The organism is Dyadobacter sp. CY326 (assembly GCF_021390515.1).
Lineage (GTDB): Bacteria > Bacteroidota > Bacteroidia > Cytophagales > Spirosomataceae > Dyadobacter.
On sequence record NZ_JAJUXI010000012.1, the window covers coordinates 235,813 to 251,637 of the forward strand.

Annotated in this window: 14 protein-coding genes and 4 tRNA genes; 2 read left to right on the forward strand and 16 right to left on the reverse strand. The window is 42.6% G+C overall.

The window, feature by feature from the left end:
* Positions 1 to 18: 18 nt before the first annotated feature.
* The 15 genes from rpoB to LZG73_RS23055 all read right to left on the reverse strand — a co-directional run bounded on the left by rpoB (position 19) and on the right by LZG73_RS23055 (position 11,915).
* Positions 19 to 3,882, reverse strand: a complete 3,864-nt coding sequence (gene rpoB, locus LZG73_RS22985; protein WP_233854901.1) for a DNA-directed RNA polymerase subunit beta — start codon at positions 3,880 to 3,882, stop codon at positions 19 to 21.
* Between the two features lie 321 nt (positions 3,883 to 4,203).
* Positions 4,204 to 4,590, reverse strand: a complete 387-nt coding sequence (gene rplL / locus LZG73_RS22990) for a 50S ribosomal protein L7/L12 (protein ID WP_233854903.1) — start codon at positions 4,588 to 4,590, stop codon at positions 4,204 to 4,206.
* Positions 4,591 to 4,675: 85 nt separating this feature from the next.
* On the reverse strand, positions 4,676 to 5,206 hold the full coding sequence (gene rplJ / locus LZG73_RS22995; RefSeq protein ID WP_233854905.1) for a 50S ribosomal protein L10: 531 nt from the start codon (positions 5,204 to 5,206) through the stop codon (positions 4,676 to 4,678).
* Position 5,207: 1 nt separating this feature from the next.
* Positions 5,208 to 5,906 carry a 50S ribosomal protein L1 gene (gene rplA, locus LZG73_RS23000; protein WP_233854906.1) on the reverse strand — a complete coding sequence of 233 codons (699 nt, stop codon included), beginning with the start codon at positions 5,904 to 5,906 and terminating at the stop codon, positions 5,208 to 5,210.
* Between the two features lie 37 nt (positions 5,907 to 5,943).
* Complete coding sequence (gene rplK / locus LZG73_RS23005; RefSeq protein WP_026631777.1) at positions 5,944 to 6,393, reverse strand: 50S ribosomal protein L11; 450 nt, start codon at positions 6,391 to 6,393, stop codon at positions 5,944 to 5,946.
* Between the two features lie 76 nt (positions 6,394 to 6,469).
* The gene (gene nusG / locus LZG73_RS23010; protein WP_082216648.1) at positions 6,470 to 7,024 is read right to left on the reverse strand and encodes a transcription termination/antitermination protein NusG; all 555 of its coding nucleotides are present in this window, start codon (positions 7,022 to 7,024) and stop codon (positions 6,470 to 6,472) included.
* Between the two features lie 36 nt (positions 7,025 to 7,060).
* Entirely contained in the window at positions 7,061 to 7,252 is a 192-nt protein-coding gene (gene secE / locus LZG73_RS23015) for a preprotein translocase subunit SecE (protein ID WP_233854907.1), read from the reverse strand.
* A gap of 16 nt (positions 7,253 to 7,268) precedes the next feature.
* Positions 7,269 to 7,339 (reverse strand) — tRNA-Trp (locus LZG73_RS23020).
* Positions 7,340 to 7,441: 102 nt separating this feature from the next.
* Positions 7,442 to 8,629, reverse strand: a complete 1,188-nt coding sequence (tuf, locus tag LZG73_RS23025) for an elongation factor Tu (protein WP_026631774.1) — start codon at positions 8,627 to 8,629, stop codon at positions 7,442 to 7,444.
* Between the two features lie 218 nt (positions 8,630 to 8,847).
* Positions 8,848 to 8,919 (reverse strand) — tRNA-Thr (locus LZG73_RS23030).
* Between the two features lie 120 nt (positions 8,920 to 9,039).
* Positions 9,040 to 9,112, reverse strand: a tRNA-Gly gene (locus LZG73_RS23035).
* Between the two features lie 59 nt (positions 9,113 to 9,171).
* A tRNA-Tyr gene (locus LZG73_RS23040) sits at positions 9,172 to 9,254 on the reverse strand.
* Between the two features lie 165 nt (positions 9,255 to 9,419).
* Positions 9,420 to 10,523, reverse strand: a complete 1,104-nt coding sequence (locus LZG73_RS23045; RefSeq protein WP_233854908.1) for an outer membrane beta-barrel protein — start codon at positions 10,521 to 10,523, stop codon at positions 9,420 to 9,422.
* An 11-nt stretch (positions 10,524 to 10,534) separates the two neighbouring features.
* Complete coding sequence (locus tag LZG73_RS23050; RefSeq protein WP_233854909.1) at positions 10,535 to 11,344, reverse strand: hypothetical protein; 810 nt, start codon at positions 11,342 to 11,344, stop codon at positions 10,535 to 10,537.
* Entirely contained in the window at positions 11,325 to 11,915 is a 591-nt protein-coding gene (locus LZG73_RS23055) for an RNA polymerase sigma factor (protein ID WP_233854910.1), read from the reverse strand. Before LZG73_RS23055 ends, LZG73_RS23050 begins: the two co-directional genes overlap by 20 nt.
* Before the next feature lie 161 nt (positions 11,916 to 12,076).
* Between LZG73_RS23055 and murI the strand changes: the two genes are divergently transcribed.
* Positions 12,077 to 12,886: a glutamate racemase gene (gene murI / locus LZG73_RS23060; RefSeq protein WP_233854911.1), complete on the forward strand. Its 810-nt coding sequence runs from the start codon at positions 12,077 to 12,079 to the stop codon at positions 12,884 to 12,886.
* A 2-nt stretch (positions 12,887 to 12,888) separates the two neighbouring features.
* Here murI and LZG73_RS23065 read toward each other — a convergent pair whose 3' ends face one another.
* The gene (locus LZG73_RS23065; RefSeq protein WP_233854912.1) at positions 12,889 to 15,411 is read right to left on the reverse strand and encodes a glycosyl hydrolase; all 2,523 of its coding nucleotides are present in this window, start codon (positions 15,409 to 15,411) and stop codon (positions 12,889 to 12,891) included.
* A 131-nt stretch (positions 15,412 to 15,542) separates the two neighbouring features.
* Between LZG73_RS23065 and LZG73_RS23070 the strand changes: the two genes are divergently transcribed.
* A partial coding sequence (locus tag LZG73_RS23070) for a helix-turn-helix domain-containing protein (RefSeq protein ID WP_233854914.1) occupies positions 15,543 to 15,825 on the forward strand: 283 nt, incomplete at its 3' end.

Sequence of the window (15,825 nt, forward strand, 5' to 3'; positions counted from 1 at the left end):
CGCGCCAACGACTAAATATTAGTCCAGCGTAATCTCCAATGCTAATCCACGAAGCTCGTGAACAAGTACGTTGAATGACTCCGGAATATTTGGTTTCGGAAGGTTTTCACCTTTCACGATTGCTTCGTATGCTTTGGCGCGGCCAACCACGTCATCGGATTTAACAGTCAAAATTTCTTGAAGAATGTGAGATGCTCCAAACGCTTCAAGCGCCCAAACTTCCATTTCTCCAAAACGCTGACCTCCGAATTGTGCTTTACCACCCAATGGTTGCTGTGTAATGAGCGAGTATGGCCCGATAGAACGCGCGTGCATTTTATCGTCAACCAAGTGACCCAGTTTCATCATGTACATCAAACCAACTGTAATCTGCTGATCAAAACGCTCTCCGCTCAAACCATTATATAGGAATGTACGTCCCCAATCTGGCAAACCAGCTTCTTTCAACTCAGCTGCAACTTCTGCTTCCGTAGCTCCATCGAAGATCGGAGTAGCATAGCGACGACCCAGTTTCAAACCTGCCCAAGCAAGAATGGTTTCATATATCTGCCCAATGTTCATACGTGAAGGCACCCCAAGTGGGTTCAACACGATATCCATTGGTGTTCCGTCTTCAAGGAATGGCATATCTTCATCACGAACGATACGGGCAACAACCCCTTTGTTACCGTGGCGACCTGCCATTTTATCCCCAACTTTCAATTTACGTTTCTTGGCAATGTATACTTTTGCCAATTTTACGATGCCAGCTGGAAGCTCATCACCTACTTCAAGCGCAAAACGATCGCGTTTGAAACGGCCCATCAATTCACTGCGAGCGTTCAGGTAATTTTTCAAAACCAAAGAAACTTGCAAGTTGGTTTCTGAATCCTCAGTCCAAGAATCCGTCAACACGTCACCGATCAAGTTAACTTCTTCGGCAACTGCATATTGAGATTCATCGCGGTAAGGGTTGTTTGCAGGGAAAAGGTTCTCAGAGATATTTCTCACATTGAACTTCATTCCTTTGCTAACTAACTCATCACCAAACTTGTGTTTAACACCCTGGCTCGTTTTACCGTCAACCAATGCAACCAGTTTCTCAATGATACGTCCACGAAGCGCAGTAAGCTCACGACCGTATTTTTTCATCAGTAGACGTAGCTCGTCTTTGTGTTTAGCACGCTCTTCTTTGGTTGGGCGAGAGAAAAGTTTAGTGTCAATAACCACACCTTTCATCGATGGTGGAGCTTTTTTCGAAGCATCCTTCACATCACCAGCTTTATCACCAAAGATCGCACGAAGCAGTTTTTCTTCCGGAGTTGGATCTGATTCCCCTTTTGGAGTAATCTTACCAATTAAAATATCTCCTTCTTTTACTTCCGTACCAACTTGAACGATTCCGTTTTCATCAAGATTCTTAACCGTTTCCTCGCTTACGTTTGGAATTTCAGCAGTAAGTTCTTCTTCTCCACGTTTCGTATCACGCACTTCCAATTCAAATTCTTCAATGTGAATTGAAGTAAAAATGTCCTCACGAACCACTTTCTCCGAGATTACAATCGCATCCTCAAAGTTGTATCCCTGCCAAGGCATGAATGCAACCAAAAGGTTACGGCCTAATGCAAGTTCGCCACCTTCCGTTCCGTAACCTTGGCAAAGTGCTTCTCCTTTTTTCACCTTTTGGCCTTTAAGAACCATTGGTTGAAGGTTAAGGCAAGTGTCCTGGTTGGTACGACGGAATTTAACCAGATCGTAAGAAACGCTGTCTTCAATAAAGCTTACAAGGCGTTCGTCATCTGTTCTGTCGTATTTAACAACGATTTTCTTCGCATCAACAAACTCAATCACACCGTCGCCTTCTGCAACAACCAATGCTCTTGAATCCATTGCAACACGCTTTTCAAGGCCCGTTCCAACGATTGGCGCTTGTGGACGCAACAATGGAACACCTTGACGCTGCATGTTAGATCCCATCAAAGCACGGTTGGCATCATCATGTTCCAAAAATGGAATCAATGAAGCGGCAACCGAAACAATCTGATTCGCAGCAACGTCCATAAACGACGCTTGTGAAGGATCCACCATCGGGAAGTCGCCTTCGAAACGCGTTTTGATTTTCTCTACCGTAAAGTTTCCTTTATCATCCACAGAAGCATTTGCTTGTGCAATGTATTTGGAATCTTCTTCTTCGGCAGTCATATATATAAGCTCATCAGTCAGCTTACCAGCACCATCGATTACGCGATAAGGTGTTTCGATAAAGCCCATTCCATTCACTTTGGCAAAAACGCAAAGGGATGAAATCAAACCAATGTTCGGTCCTTCCGGAGTTTCAATCGTACAAAGACGACCGTAGTGGGTGTAGTGAACGTCACGAACCTCGAAACCAGCTCTTTCACGAGAAAGACCACCAGGCCCAAGTGCAGACATTCTACGCTTATGCGTAATCTCAGCCAATGGATTGGTTTGATCCATAAACTGTGACAATTGGTTTGTACCAAAGAACGAGTTGATTACAGAAGACAAAGTCCGCGCATTGATCAAATCAACAGGCTTAAAGTCTTCATTATCACGCACATTCATACGCTCCTTAATTGTACGCGCCATACGTGCAAGACCTACACCAAACTGAGCATAAAGTTGCTCGCCTACTGTACGCACACGACGGTTTGACAAGTGGTCAATATCATCGACAACCGCTTTCGCATTGATCAGACCAATCAAATACTTCACGATAGAAACGATATCACCTGTTGTCAGAACGCGAACGTCAAGACTTGTGTCAGATCCTAATTTTTTGTTGATCCTGTAACGGCCAACATCACCAAGATCGTAACGTTTGTCACTGAAGAACAAGCTTTGGATTACATCGCGAGCCGTTTGTTCGTCCGGTGCCTCAGCATTACGCAATTGGCGGTAAATTTGCTCAACTGCCTCTTTATCAGAGTTTGAGCTATCTTTTTGTAACGTGTTATAAATGATATTATAATCCGCAACATTCATATCCTCTTTGTGCAAAATCACAGACTTCTGTCCGGATTCTACAATCACTTCGATATCCTCTGGGGAAATGGTCGAGTCACGTTCCAGCAAAACTTCATTACGCTGGATAGAAACAACCTCACCTGTATCCTCATCCACGAAATCCTCAGTCCATGTACGAAGAACCCTTGCAGCCAAACGGCGGCCTACTGCTTTTTTCAAGTTTGCAGGCGTTGCACTGATTTCTTCCGACAGACCAAACAGGTCAAGAATATCTTTATCAGAACCAAACCCAATGGCTCTCAAAAGTGTTGTAACAGGGAATTTTTTCTTACGGTCGATGTACGCGTACATCACATTGTTAACATCCGTCGAGAATTCAATCCAAGATCCCTTGAAAGGAATAATACGCGCAGAGTACAATTTAGAACCGTTGGTGTGCTTGCTCATCGAGAAGAACACACCTGGTGAGCGGTGAAGTTGTGAAACGATAACGCGCTCAGCACCATTGATGACGAAAGAACCTCTTTCGGTCATGTAAGGAATGTTTCCTAAGAAAACTTCCTGCTCAATGGTTTCAAATTCTTCATGATCAGCATCATTACATATCAAACGTAACTTTGCTTTCAACGGAACTGCATAAGTCAGTCCGCGATCAATGGATTCATCGACAGAATATTTCGGTGGTTCAAGAAGATAATCAATGAACTCCAGCACGAAATTGTCGCGTGAATCGGCAATAGGAAAGTTTTCTGCGAAAACTTTGTACAATCCTTCTCCCGAACGATCTTCAACCGATGTATCAAGACTGAAGAAATCCCGGAATGATTGAACCTGGATTCCTAGCAAATCTGGATAATCGATAATTTGATTGATCCTGGAAAAATTCTTTCTAGGTGTTGCTTTAATTGTAGCCAAGGCTATGTCTGATTTTGGTTAGTAGAAAAACTAATGCGCCGAAGAAAACTTTACGCAACGCAATCGTAATAATTAGTTTTAAACCTAATCTTTTGCCTCGTAGAGATAAATAATTGCCCCTATTCTCCTTTCCTACGAGTAAAGAAGTGTTTCGCGCAAATTATTTGGAAAGAAGAGTGATAGACCCGAATAAAAATGAGGGGCTATCTAAGTCAAACGTAAAAAACTCGTTTTTCGTTTGGTGTATGCATAAATAGGAAAAAGACCTGATGTAAATCAGGCCTCATTCCTTCGAATTATAGGCTATTGGTATAAAGCAAATTACTTCACTTCAACTTCTGCACCAGCTTCTTCAAGTTGTTTTTTCAAAGCTTCTGCTTCGTCTTTTGCAACTCCTTCTTTAACAGGCTTTGGAGCGCCGTCAACTAGTTCTTTTGCTTCTTTCAAGCCAAGACCAGTAAGGTCTTTAACCAATTTCACAACAGCAAGTTTGCTTTGACCAGCTGCTTTCAAGATCACATCAAAAGATGTTTTTTCTTCAGCAACAGGAGCATCTGAACCACCGCCAGCAGCAGGACCTGCTACCATAACTGCACCAGCAGCTGCAGGCTCAATACCGTACTCGTCCTTAAGAATTGTAGCCAATTCGTTCACTTCTTTAACCGTAAGGTTAACAAGCTGTTCTGCGAAAGCTTTCAAATCTGCCATTTTTATTTAGATTTTTTGATTATACAATAAGATGATTTTAAAAGCTCCATTTTTTGTCCCGGAGAGCTCAGCCTGGCTATTAATATTAGTCTTCTTTCTCAGACAAGGTTTTCAAAATACCAGCCAATTTGTTTCCACCGCTTTGAAGCGCGCCGATAACATTTTTAGCAGGTGATTGCAACAATCCGATAATCTCTCCAATCATTTCTTGTTTTGATTTCAGAGCGATCAGAACGTCAAGCTGGCTTTCACCAACGAAAACAGATGAATCAACAGAAGCTCCTTTAAATTTAAGCTTGTCAGTACCTGATTTCTTCTTGAATTCTTTAATCAATTGTGCAGGAACCTTACCTGACTCCGGGTGAAACATAACTCCGGAAAATCCTTTCAAAACTTCGTCAAAAGAGGAATAATCCGTATCTAATGTTTCTAGTGCTTTTCTTATCAATGTATTCTTAACAACACGATACTCCACACCACGTTCGAAGCAAAGGCCTCTTAGTTGGTTTGTCTCACCAACAGACATTCCGTTTGCGCTGGTGATATAGAAGTATGGGGTGCTAGCGAATTTTTGACTTAACTCGTCTATAATTACTGCTTTCTCTTCCCGTGTCATATTATAATCCTGGAATCGTGTTTTTATCAATAGTAACACCCGGGCTCATCGTGCTTGACAAGTGAATGCTTTTAACGTAAGTTCCTTTTGCCGATGATGGTTTAAGGCGAACCAGAGTATTGATAACTTCCGTAGCATTTTGTACAAGCTGCTCGTTTCCAAAAGAAACTTTACCAACACTTGCGTGGATGATTCCTGTTTTATCAACTTTGAAATCAATCTTACCTGCTTTTACTTCCTTCACAGCTTTCGCTACGTCCGGAGTTACCGTTCCTGATTTTGGGTTTGGCATCAATCCGCGAGGACCTAAAACCTTACCTAACCGTCCCACTTTTGCCATCACACTCGGCATTGTGATAATTACGTCGACGTCTGTCCAGCCTTGCTCAATTTTTTGGATATACTCATCAAGGCCAACATAATCCGCTCCTGCTTCTTTCGCTTCTGCCTCCTTATCGGGAGTACACAAAACCAATACACGAACTTCTTTTCCGGTTCCGTGTGGCAATGTTACCACGCCACGTACCATTTGATCAGCTTTACGTGGATCTACGCCCAAACGAACGTCGATATCCACGGAAGAATCAAATTTGGTATAAGAAATCGTCTTAAGTACGTCCGCTGCTTGTTCAAGTGAGTAAACTTGATTTGCGTCGAATTTCGAAAGAGCTTCTTTTTGCTTTTTGGTTAATTTTCCCATGTTCTTTGTTTCTTTCAGCGTATAAATATTTTTACGCTCAGTTGTTTTCTTCCCACGGGGCCTTGCCTGCTACAGTAATACCCATACTACGAGCCGTTCCCGCTATCATTTTCATAGCAGAATCAATTGTAAAGCAGTTTAAGTCTGGCATTTTGGTTTCAGCGATCGTACGAACCTGATCCCATGATACCGAACCTACTTTCAAACGGTTTGGCTGAGCCGAACCTGTCTTTACTTTTGATGCTTCCAGAAGCAGAATCGCGGCCGGGGGGGTCTTAATGACGAAGTCAAAAGACTTATCCTTATAGTAAGTAATAACTACCGGCAATACCACACCCATTTTATCCTGGGTACGGCCATTGAATTGCTTGCAAAACTCCATGATATTCAAACCCTTCGAACCCAATGCAGGACCGATAGGAGGTGAAGGATTGGCTTGGCCACCTTTTACCTGTAGTTTGACGTATCCACCTATTTCTTTTGCCATTGTTTTTGTAATTTTCGGTTCATTGATTGCTTAACGGCTTACATGCAAGTGGAAGCTTACCCTGCCCGTTATGCTTTCAACTATCCTTTTCGACTTGTGCGTAACTGAGTTCCACGGGTGTATTACGCCCGAATATTTTTACAACTACATTGAGTTTTTTCTTCTCATCAAATACTTCCTCTACGACACCAATAAATCCACTGAAAGGACCGTCAACAACTTTAACAGTTTCCCCTCTGATAAAGGACATACTTGGCGCTTCTTCATGCTGCTCAGCTTCATCAACTTTTCCTAAAATTCTATTGATTTCAGATTGACGAAGTGGCACAGGAACTTTTGAATTCCCTTCTGCATTTCCAAGGAAGCCTATAACACCTGGAATACTTGTAATAATGTGTAAAACCTCACCCTTTGACAGATCAGCCGAGATGATTATGTATCCGGGAAAAAAATTCTTTTCCCTAACACGCTTTTTCCCATTACGCATCTCATATATCTTCTCAGAAGGTATCAAGATCTGCGGAACGAATTCGTTAAGTTTCTGACGTGTTATTTCATTTTCGATGTAAGACTTGATTTTTTTCTCTTGTCCGGACACCGCTCTTAATACAAACCAATTTAGACTACTCATACCATTTCGGGGGTTGCCACTATAATAATTATAGCCTTAGAAAGACTGATAAAACAGTTTCAGTGCGTTCTCAAAGACAAAATCCATCACCCCTACCACAAAGGCAAAAATGAGAGAACCGACAAGCACCAATGTAGTATTGGCCTGAAGCTCGTTAAAAGGAGGCCATGTCACGTGCTGGGTAATTTCTTCCCAAGAAGATTTCAAAAAAGAAGTAAATTTTTCCATTTGTCCTTTTATTATGCACGGGTGGAGAGATTCGAACTCCCATCAACGGTTTTGGAGACCGCTATTCTACCCTTGAACTACACCCGTTTATCTAACGACCCGTACTTTCGGGCTGCAAAGATACGATTTAATTATAAAAAACAAGTGCATCTCATAGGAAATGCACTTGTTTTAGTATTACAATCTTGATTAGTCAAGAATTTCAGTTACCTGACCAGCACCTACGGTACGTCCACCTTCACGAATCGCGAAACGAAGACCTTTTTCCATAGCAATCTTGTTGATCAATTTCACATCAATTGTGATGTTATCACCAGGCATAACCATTTCCACACCAGCTGGAAGAGAAATTTCGCCTGTTACGTCCGTAGTACGGAAGTAAAACTGAGGACGGTATTTGTTAAAGAATGGAGTGTGACGTCCACCTTCTTCTTTCGAAAGTACATAAACCTCGCCTTTGAAAGCAGCATGAGGCTTAACTGAACCTGGCTTGCAGATTACCATTCCACGACGGATATCTTCTTTGTTGATACCACGAAGCAAAAGACCTACGTTATCACCAGCTTCTCCACGGTCAAGGATTTTACGGAACATCTCAACACCAGTTACTACTGATTTAAGACCTTCTGCACCCATTCCAAGGATATCAACTGCTTCACCAGAGTTAATTACACCTCTTTCAATACGACCAGTTGCAACAGTACCACGACCAGTGATCGAGAATACGTCTTCAACAGGCATAAGGAAAGGAAGATCAGTCATACGTGGAGGAATTGGAATGTAGCTATCAACAGCATCCATCAATTCTTCGATTGTTTTAACCCATTTTTCTTCACCATTCAAACCACCCAAAGCTGAACCTTGGATTACTGGAATATTGTCTCCATCGTAATCGTAGAAGCTTAAAAGCTCACGAATTTCCATTTCAACAAGTTCAAGAAGTTCTGGATCATCAACCATATCCACTTTGTTCATGAACACAACAAGCTGGGGAACACCAACCTGGCGAGCCAAAAGAATGTGCTCACGTGTTTGTGGCATTGGTCCATCAGTAGCAGCAACTACGATGATAGCGCCGTCCATCTGGGCAGCACCAGTTACCATGTTCTTTACATAATCCGCGTGACCTGGACAGTCAACGTGAGCATAGTGACGGTTTGCTGTCGAATACTCAACGTGGGATGTGTTAATCGTAATACCGCGTTCTTTCTCTTCAGGAGCATTATCAATTGATGAGAAATCGCGAAGTACTGCTAAACCCTTCTTTGCCAACACAGTTGTGATAGCAGCGGTAAGGGTAGTTTTACCGTGGTCAACGTGCCCGATAGTACCAATATTTACGTGGGGTTTCGAGCGGTCAAACGTCTCTTTTGCCATGACTTAAGTACGCTTAAAATTAAAAGTTACAACGAATTTATTAAACACTAATGATTGATCCTGTTTAGCTTACACTAGCCAAGCACTCCAAAATCAATTAAAACTAAATACAAGGATCAAAATCTTTTCCGAGCTTTTGAGGGGATTTGAACCGCGCGGCGGCCGCCCCTGACCTCTTCCTTACCAAGGAAGTGCTTTACTCAAAGTCTCATCTTCCGAGCTTTTGAGGGGATTTGAACCCCTGACCTCTTCCTTACCAAGGAAGTGCTCTACCCCTGAGCTACAAAAGCAAAACTCCAATACATTTAAAATGTTACGTTTAACATTTCTATCAGTTAACACCAAAAAGCGATTAGCGAAAAAGTATCTAATGAATGTTTTCGCTAATCGCTTCGATGGTGTTTTAAATGAGCGGAAGACGAGGTTCGAACTCGCGACCTATAGCTTGGAAGGCTATCGCTCTACCAGCTGAGCTACTTCCGCATTTGTTTTTGCCTTCTCCTAAAACTGGTGATTTCAGAAGCTCATTGTGGCACAAACTGTGGGGGCGGATGGATTCGAACCACCGTAGGCATACACCAGCAGATTTACAGTCTGCCCCATTTGGCCGCTCTGGTACACCCCCAATCAACATTTCAACACAACCGTGAAAACCGCTTGTCTCACTTTTTGGAGTCGCAAAATTATAACCTTTTCTTAAATTCTCAAATTCTTTTGAAAAAAAACAAAGAAAAATAGCAGCCTGAACAAAATACAATGTCCAGGACTGCTATCTGATACTTTTTGATATCTAAAATAGTCTCACTCCAAAGCTTAACATGCGAACTGATGGCCCTTTGCCTTCGTCATATAAGTTATTAAAGTCGTAGGTGACAAACAGGTCAGGAAACTTTCTGATGCCCAATTCTGCGGTCAAGCCGTATCTCAAATCTTGAATATGAAAGTTCTTGCGCACATGGTCGACGTCCTTACTCCCTTCACGCCGAAGTTTGGTGTAACTCCCTAGCCGATATCCTCCATACACGCCTGCACTGATGTAAGAGACAAATGACCGGCTGAAACTGAGGGTCGGCATAAAGGAAACATTTACATAAGGGACGGTCAGTTTAGTCTTTTTCATGTTAACCTCATTCCCATCTTCATCTACAATTGTTGGAAACGAGACTCTTAGCGAATCTTTTGTGATGGTGTTATTGCCGTCAAACATTAAATTGTACCAAGAGAAATCGACGCCAAAATCCAGGTGCAGCCTCGCATTTTTTCCTTTTACAATGGTGGTGCTGGCAATGTAACCAAGACTGATGTAACGCGAACCGAATGGGCGAAGATCATAATCTGCCTTATTATAGCCTGGCGTAGCTTCATTCGTTCCATATGCGTTCAGCCCCAATGCAATGTTGAACCCTTTGCGCGGACTGGAACTTCCGCCATATCTGCTATGAAACCGTTTCCCGGTGCGTCTATAGTCCGAATCTGTGCTTACTGTTCTGTCATCATCATTGATTTCGACTCCCTTTGCATTGATCGTGACTTCGGTGTCGCCATCTTTGATATGAATCCCCCGCAAGCCTATGCGCACATAATCTTTTTCATCGGACTTGTCTTTCAAATATTTGCTTCCATTGATCTCCTCCCGCAAATAGGTTGTGTCTGCATTAGTGCTGTCTAATCTGATTTTCAAATCTTTCAATAAAGTGTTGAGATCATACGCCATAATTTTATCCAACTCCTTGCGATTCTCTCCGTAAATGATCAATCTGGTTTTATTGCCAAATGTTATAATGATTGAATCTTTTTCAAATTGATTTTCGGGACGATTTCCGTGCAATTTGTGTGCATTGACATGGAATGCTGAAAAGAGGATAAGTGCTGTGATATATAACTTGAATTTCATGGCTGTAACTTTTAAAGTTTTGTTTTCTCTTTGAGGTTATGATACTTTTCCGACACTTTTTCCTCTCCGTTGCGCAGCCTGTCGTCAACTTTCGCAACCAGACTTTTCGGATTAAAACCTACTTCGTCCCAATCCACGCGCTCGCCTGCCCTCGCATTTTTTAGCTGACGAAACACTTTGGAGAATTTGGACAACCTAGGCTTGTCCTCAGCTTCATTACTGTCTGTTTCGACAGCCACAACGATTGTCCTGGTCGGTTCCGGAGCCTCTGGGCCAATCTTTGCGGAAGCTATTTCTTCTGTTTTAGGATTTATTTTAATGGAATTTAACTCTGCAATGCTCTCTTGCGGGATTATAAAATTGGTTTCTGCAAGTTTTTCAGTCTCATTTTTATCAGGTTCGATGCTAACATTCATCTGCTCGTCACGCTCACTTTTTGTTTTATTCAAACCCTTTTCCGTCGCTTTACGATCATTGTTCGCGAGCACATTAGGCAGAACCGGCACAAGCTTTTCATTAACGGACAAGCCCGAACTATCCTTATTTTCCTCGTTTTTAACAGGTTCCATTTGTTTCTGCTGCACGTTGGCCAATTCTTTCTCCAAACCAATCGGGTTTGAGTTAGCACGCTCGTTGCTCCAAACCGAATAACCGACAATGATCGCCAATACGACACTTGCTGCGGCATACCAAATCCATCCGCCCAACCGGCGTTCCTTTTTCGCCTGCGCCTCAATTTTTTGCCATGCGGCAGATGTCGGTGTTCTTTCAATGTCCGATAATCTGCGTTTGAAAAGGTCATCAATAGGATGCTTTTTCATATTCTACTTTTTTTTTAAAATCATTTTCCCAATCCAAAACCATTTTTTGCAACATTGCCCTTGCCCTGTGCAATTGCGATTTTGATGTACTTTCTGCTATTCCTAGCATTTCTGCAATTTCAATGTGGGAATAACCTTCTATCGCATATAAGTTAAAAACCGTGCGATATCCAGTTGGAAGCGCTTCGATTAATGCAAGCAATTCCTGCGTTTCCAGATTTTTATCAGCCTGCGCGTAATCCGGAATGTTGTTCGCTTCGTCCGACAATGTGTCTTCAAGAATCCGTTTTTGTTTTCTCAAATAGCCCAATGCTTCATTGACCATAATCCTGCGAATCCATCCTTCGAAACTTCCTTCTTCGCTGAACTGAGCTATTTTCGCAAACACTTTCAAAAAACCTTCAACCATCACATCCTCAGCAGCCATATCATCACAGATATAACGAAAACATAAAGCCAGCATGCGAGCGCTGTATTTATCGTACAACTGCCGCTGCGCCTTGGGATCTTCCTTCCTAAGCGCTTTGATCAGCTGAGATTCGTTACTAAAAAGTGATAAAATTCGACCCATTTATTTGGTGGTTTCAACAGCTAGATGCACATTCCTCATCCGGAGGTTGCATCACATCTAAAAATTTTGAAGAAAATGATTCATTCTAAAACCTTTATTCGAGGCGTTCATTTAGTTTTGAACCAAATATCTCTTATTACAAAGGATTTACCCAATACACAATGTTTGATTCTTCGGCGCCAATTGGAATTTTTGACAGCGGCATTGGCGGCATGACCGTTGCGAGTGCAGTTACAAGGCTTTTACCACAGGAGAACACGATTTACTTTGGTGACACGGCGCATCTTCCTTATGGAGATAAATCTACGGCTGCCATTCAGGCTTACTCGATAAAGATTTGCAATATGCTTCTTCAGCAAAACTGCAAGTTGATTTTAATTGCATGCAACTCTGCATCAGCGGCTGCTTATGAGCTGGTTAGGGAATATGTGGGGAGCAAAGCGAAGGTTTTGAATGTGATCGACCCGGTGGTTGATTACATTAAGGAACATTATGATGGCAAAACAATCGGCCTTATCGGAACAAAGCAGACGGTTTTGTCCAATGTTTATAAAAAAAAGGTTGACGCGCTTGCCAAAAACATTCAGCTAAAATCGCTCGCCACGCCGTTGCTTGCGCCAATGATCGAGGAAGGTTTTTTTGATAATAATATCAGTGAAAGCATTATCACAAGCTATTTATCAGACCCTGTGATTTCCGACATCGAGGCATTGATTTTGGGTTGCACACATTATCCGCTTATCAAAAACCAGATCAGCCAGTTTTATAAAAGCAATGTTGAAATACTTGACACTTCGGAAATTGTGGCATTTTCACTGAAATCCTGGCTGGAACAGCATTATCTCGTTAACGAAAAAGGCGAAGGAAAACGCTCGTTTTACGTTTCGGATTACACGCTGTCTTTTGAACAATCAACTAACATTTTCTTCGGACGCCAGATTCAGCTTGAACATTATCCGCTTTGGGAATAAGATCAGTGAAAAAGGATCATAACCGGCCCTAACAAGCCAGATGGCATCGGCTCCCATTTCGAGGCATCAAACTTTTTATAGGTGATGTCGACAATGTTAATGTCTTCAAATTTCTTCCAATCGGGCTTTTGTGTGTCTCTTAGTCGCATATAATTTGCCGAAAGATTAGTCACCTCTATTTCAAGCACATTGTCCTTTGCTTTCAATTTGTCAGCAATATTTAGTTGAAAAGGAATGCTCCATGCTGTCCCGATAAATTTACCATTCAGTTTCACAACTGCCACTTCCCGGACATCTCCGAGATCCAAGGTCTTAACCCGACTTGTTAAAAGTTCTTCGGGGCAATCAAAACGCAATTGATATCGTGCTGTTCCTGAAAAATAGACTGCTGAGTCCGGCAGTGACGTCCAACTTTTCAGCGCTGTAAATTCAGCAGGTTTTGGCACATTAGGCCTGCCTTTGAGAAATGTGAGTTTCCAATTTCCTTTCAATTCAAATTGCTTGGCGGCCAATGTTTGCGGCTGGTTCGGCGAGCCCGAATCGGTTTCCCGCAAAAAGCAAGACTGACCGGGCTGCAAAGTCAAATATATCTCCGACCCTTTCTCAGAAAGCCCGCTCCATTGCTCGTCCGTTGAGGACAAAGGGTTCATCTTTTCAAAATGCCCTTTTCGGCCTAATTTGACCCAACCTTCGGAAAATGAGTTTGACAAATTGCAGATGAAATACAGCGTCTTGCCGTTCGCAGTTTTCTTTCTGATAAATGTTAGCCCACTTTCAGAAATTGTCTCAGGGAAAGCGTCCATCGTTGCAAGCTCTTTTTTGACATTATTGGAAATCCGCACATTCTTTTGTTTTCCCAAATCCGCTAAGGCATTAACAAAACCGTTTTGCCTTACATTATCACTCGCATAACCAGTGACTTTAAGGGGAAGGTTATTTTCAAAAATAATCTTGGCCCCTGCGGCAGCCAGGCGCTTCAATTCTCTGAGTGTTTCCTCGGGCATGTATGTGCTTGCAGGAATGACAAGTGATTTGTAAAAAGCATTGCCACTTGTTAAATCGCCATTTTTGTTGAGCTGCAAACGCTTCAATTGCAAATCGGAGACATAATCAAATGCAAAACCTTGTTTCCAAAGTTGTTGCGTCAATTTACCGAAAGGTAAATCCAGAAGCCAGCGATCGACATGATGCACTTCCAACAAATGCACGTTCCCCGATGACTTTGCAGGCGTCGCCCACAGGTCGTGAATTGGGAAATAAACCAACACATCATTGTCTGGCTTGCTGTTTTGCAACAGTTCCTGACAGCGTTCTACATATTTATTTAACAGAGAAAAGTGCTCAGCAAAATGTGAGTGCTTACCAAAGTTCGTTGAAGCGTAAAAAAGCCAGCCTGGATAGGCTTCTTTTTCAGGCGAATATGTGCTGCCGTGATAAAAAATGTGGTTAATGCCAGCTGTAAAAAGCTCATCAATTTGCGGCTTGATTTGAGACAATGAAACTTTAAAATGGTTAGCGAGCCACGTTCCGGTTTCGGAGCTCACCAGTTTTTTCCCGGAAAAATGTGCGGCGGAAGAAGCAAATTTCATTGCCAATGAATTCGGCGTCCCAAATTGGTCAATCGAATAATCCGGATCAATGCGAAGTCCGGGAATGTCAAATCGGCTGGTTCCAAAAGACTCTGTTTCAGGAATTGATGCCGCGTCGTAAAGGTCGAGGAGATTGCCTGGGGAACCGTGTGCCTGATATCTGGTCAGAAAGCCATGCTTTGTGCTCCATGCTGTCCAAGGTTGCGCATAGCGTTCTCTGAGCAATTCGGCAAGTGTCTGGTGATAATCAATTCTTACGAGTTGAGAAGTGGCGTCCCCTGTCGAGTCTATCAGCTGCGATAGATGATTGTTTAGATCATATCCTCTTCTTTTCTTGAATTCTAAAAGAAAATCATCAGTCCAATTTGCTCCGTAGGCTTCGTAGGAGTCGTTATACATTGCGCGCGGCAAGTCCTTTTGACCATTTAAGGCAGTATCAAACCGGGAAAGATATTGCGCCATCGCTGTGGGATGAAACGGATCTAAGACAAGGCCTTCGCCACCAGGCGCTGCCCGTTTCACTTTTTGCTTGGTAGGCTGAACGTCGATTTGGTTGTTTTTGACCGTCATGGTTTTGGCTCCCAAATCGGGAGTTACATTGGGCCCGCCAAATGGCCAGCCAGTTCCGGTTGTCATATCCACGCCAAGCCCTAAGCGTCTTCCTTCACGAACTGTATATTGCATCAGGTCCATCCATTGCGGCGTTAGAAATGGGACAGCCTGGGATTCATAGCCCTTGACTCCATAAATCGGAATGATATGAACGCCGCCCACGCCAGCTTCCTGAAAATATTTGAGCTGCGCAAAAATGTCAGCTTTATTAACTGCGCTTCCCATCCACCACCAATAAGTCCAGGGTTTTGTTGTAGAAATCTCCTGAGCATTCGATAATGCAGAACAGCAAAGAATAAATAGGAATGTTAGCAGGCGCATCATTTGGATTTTCTTGTTAAAGTCGCCAGAAAATTTATCTACGCCTTTTGAACAAGATATTTGATAGCGCACAAAAAAAGCGAAACCGGATTGCACTGCCCCCAAAAAGTTAGACACTTCTTGGGGGCATTTTTATGGGCAAAAACAGAAAACACGGTGCAGCTTTCCGGCTTATGCTTGTCAAAGCATTTTTAAAAGGGAACTCAGTGAACGGTTTGGCAACGAAATTTGCAATAACCGATTCATTATTAAGGAAGTGGATCGATCATTATCAGAAGTCGGGCAGTCAGGGTTTGTTGCCACAGTATGGCCGCAGCTATTGGGAAGACTTTAAGCGAAACGTAGTTCGGACTTATTACAATGAAGGGTTATCTTTGAGAGACTGCTGTTTGCAATACCAGATCCGTAGTCTGGCAA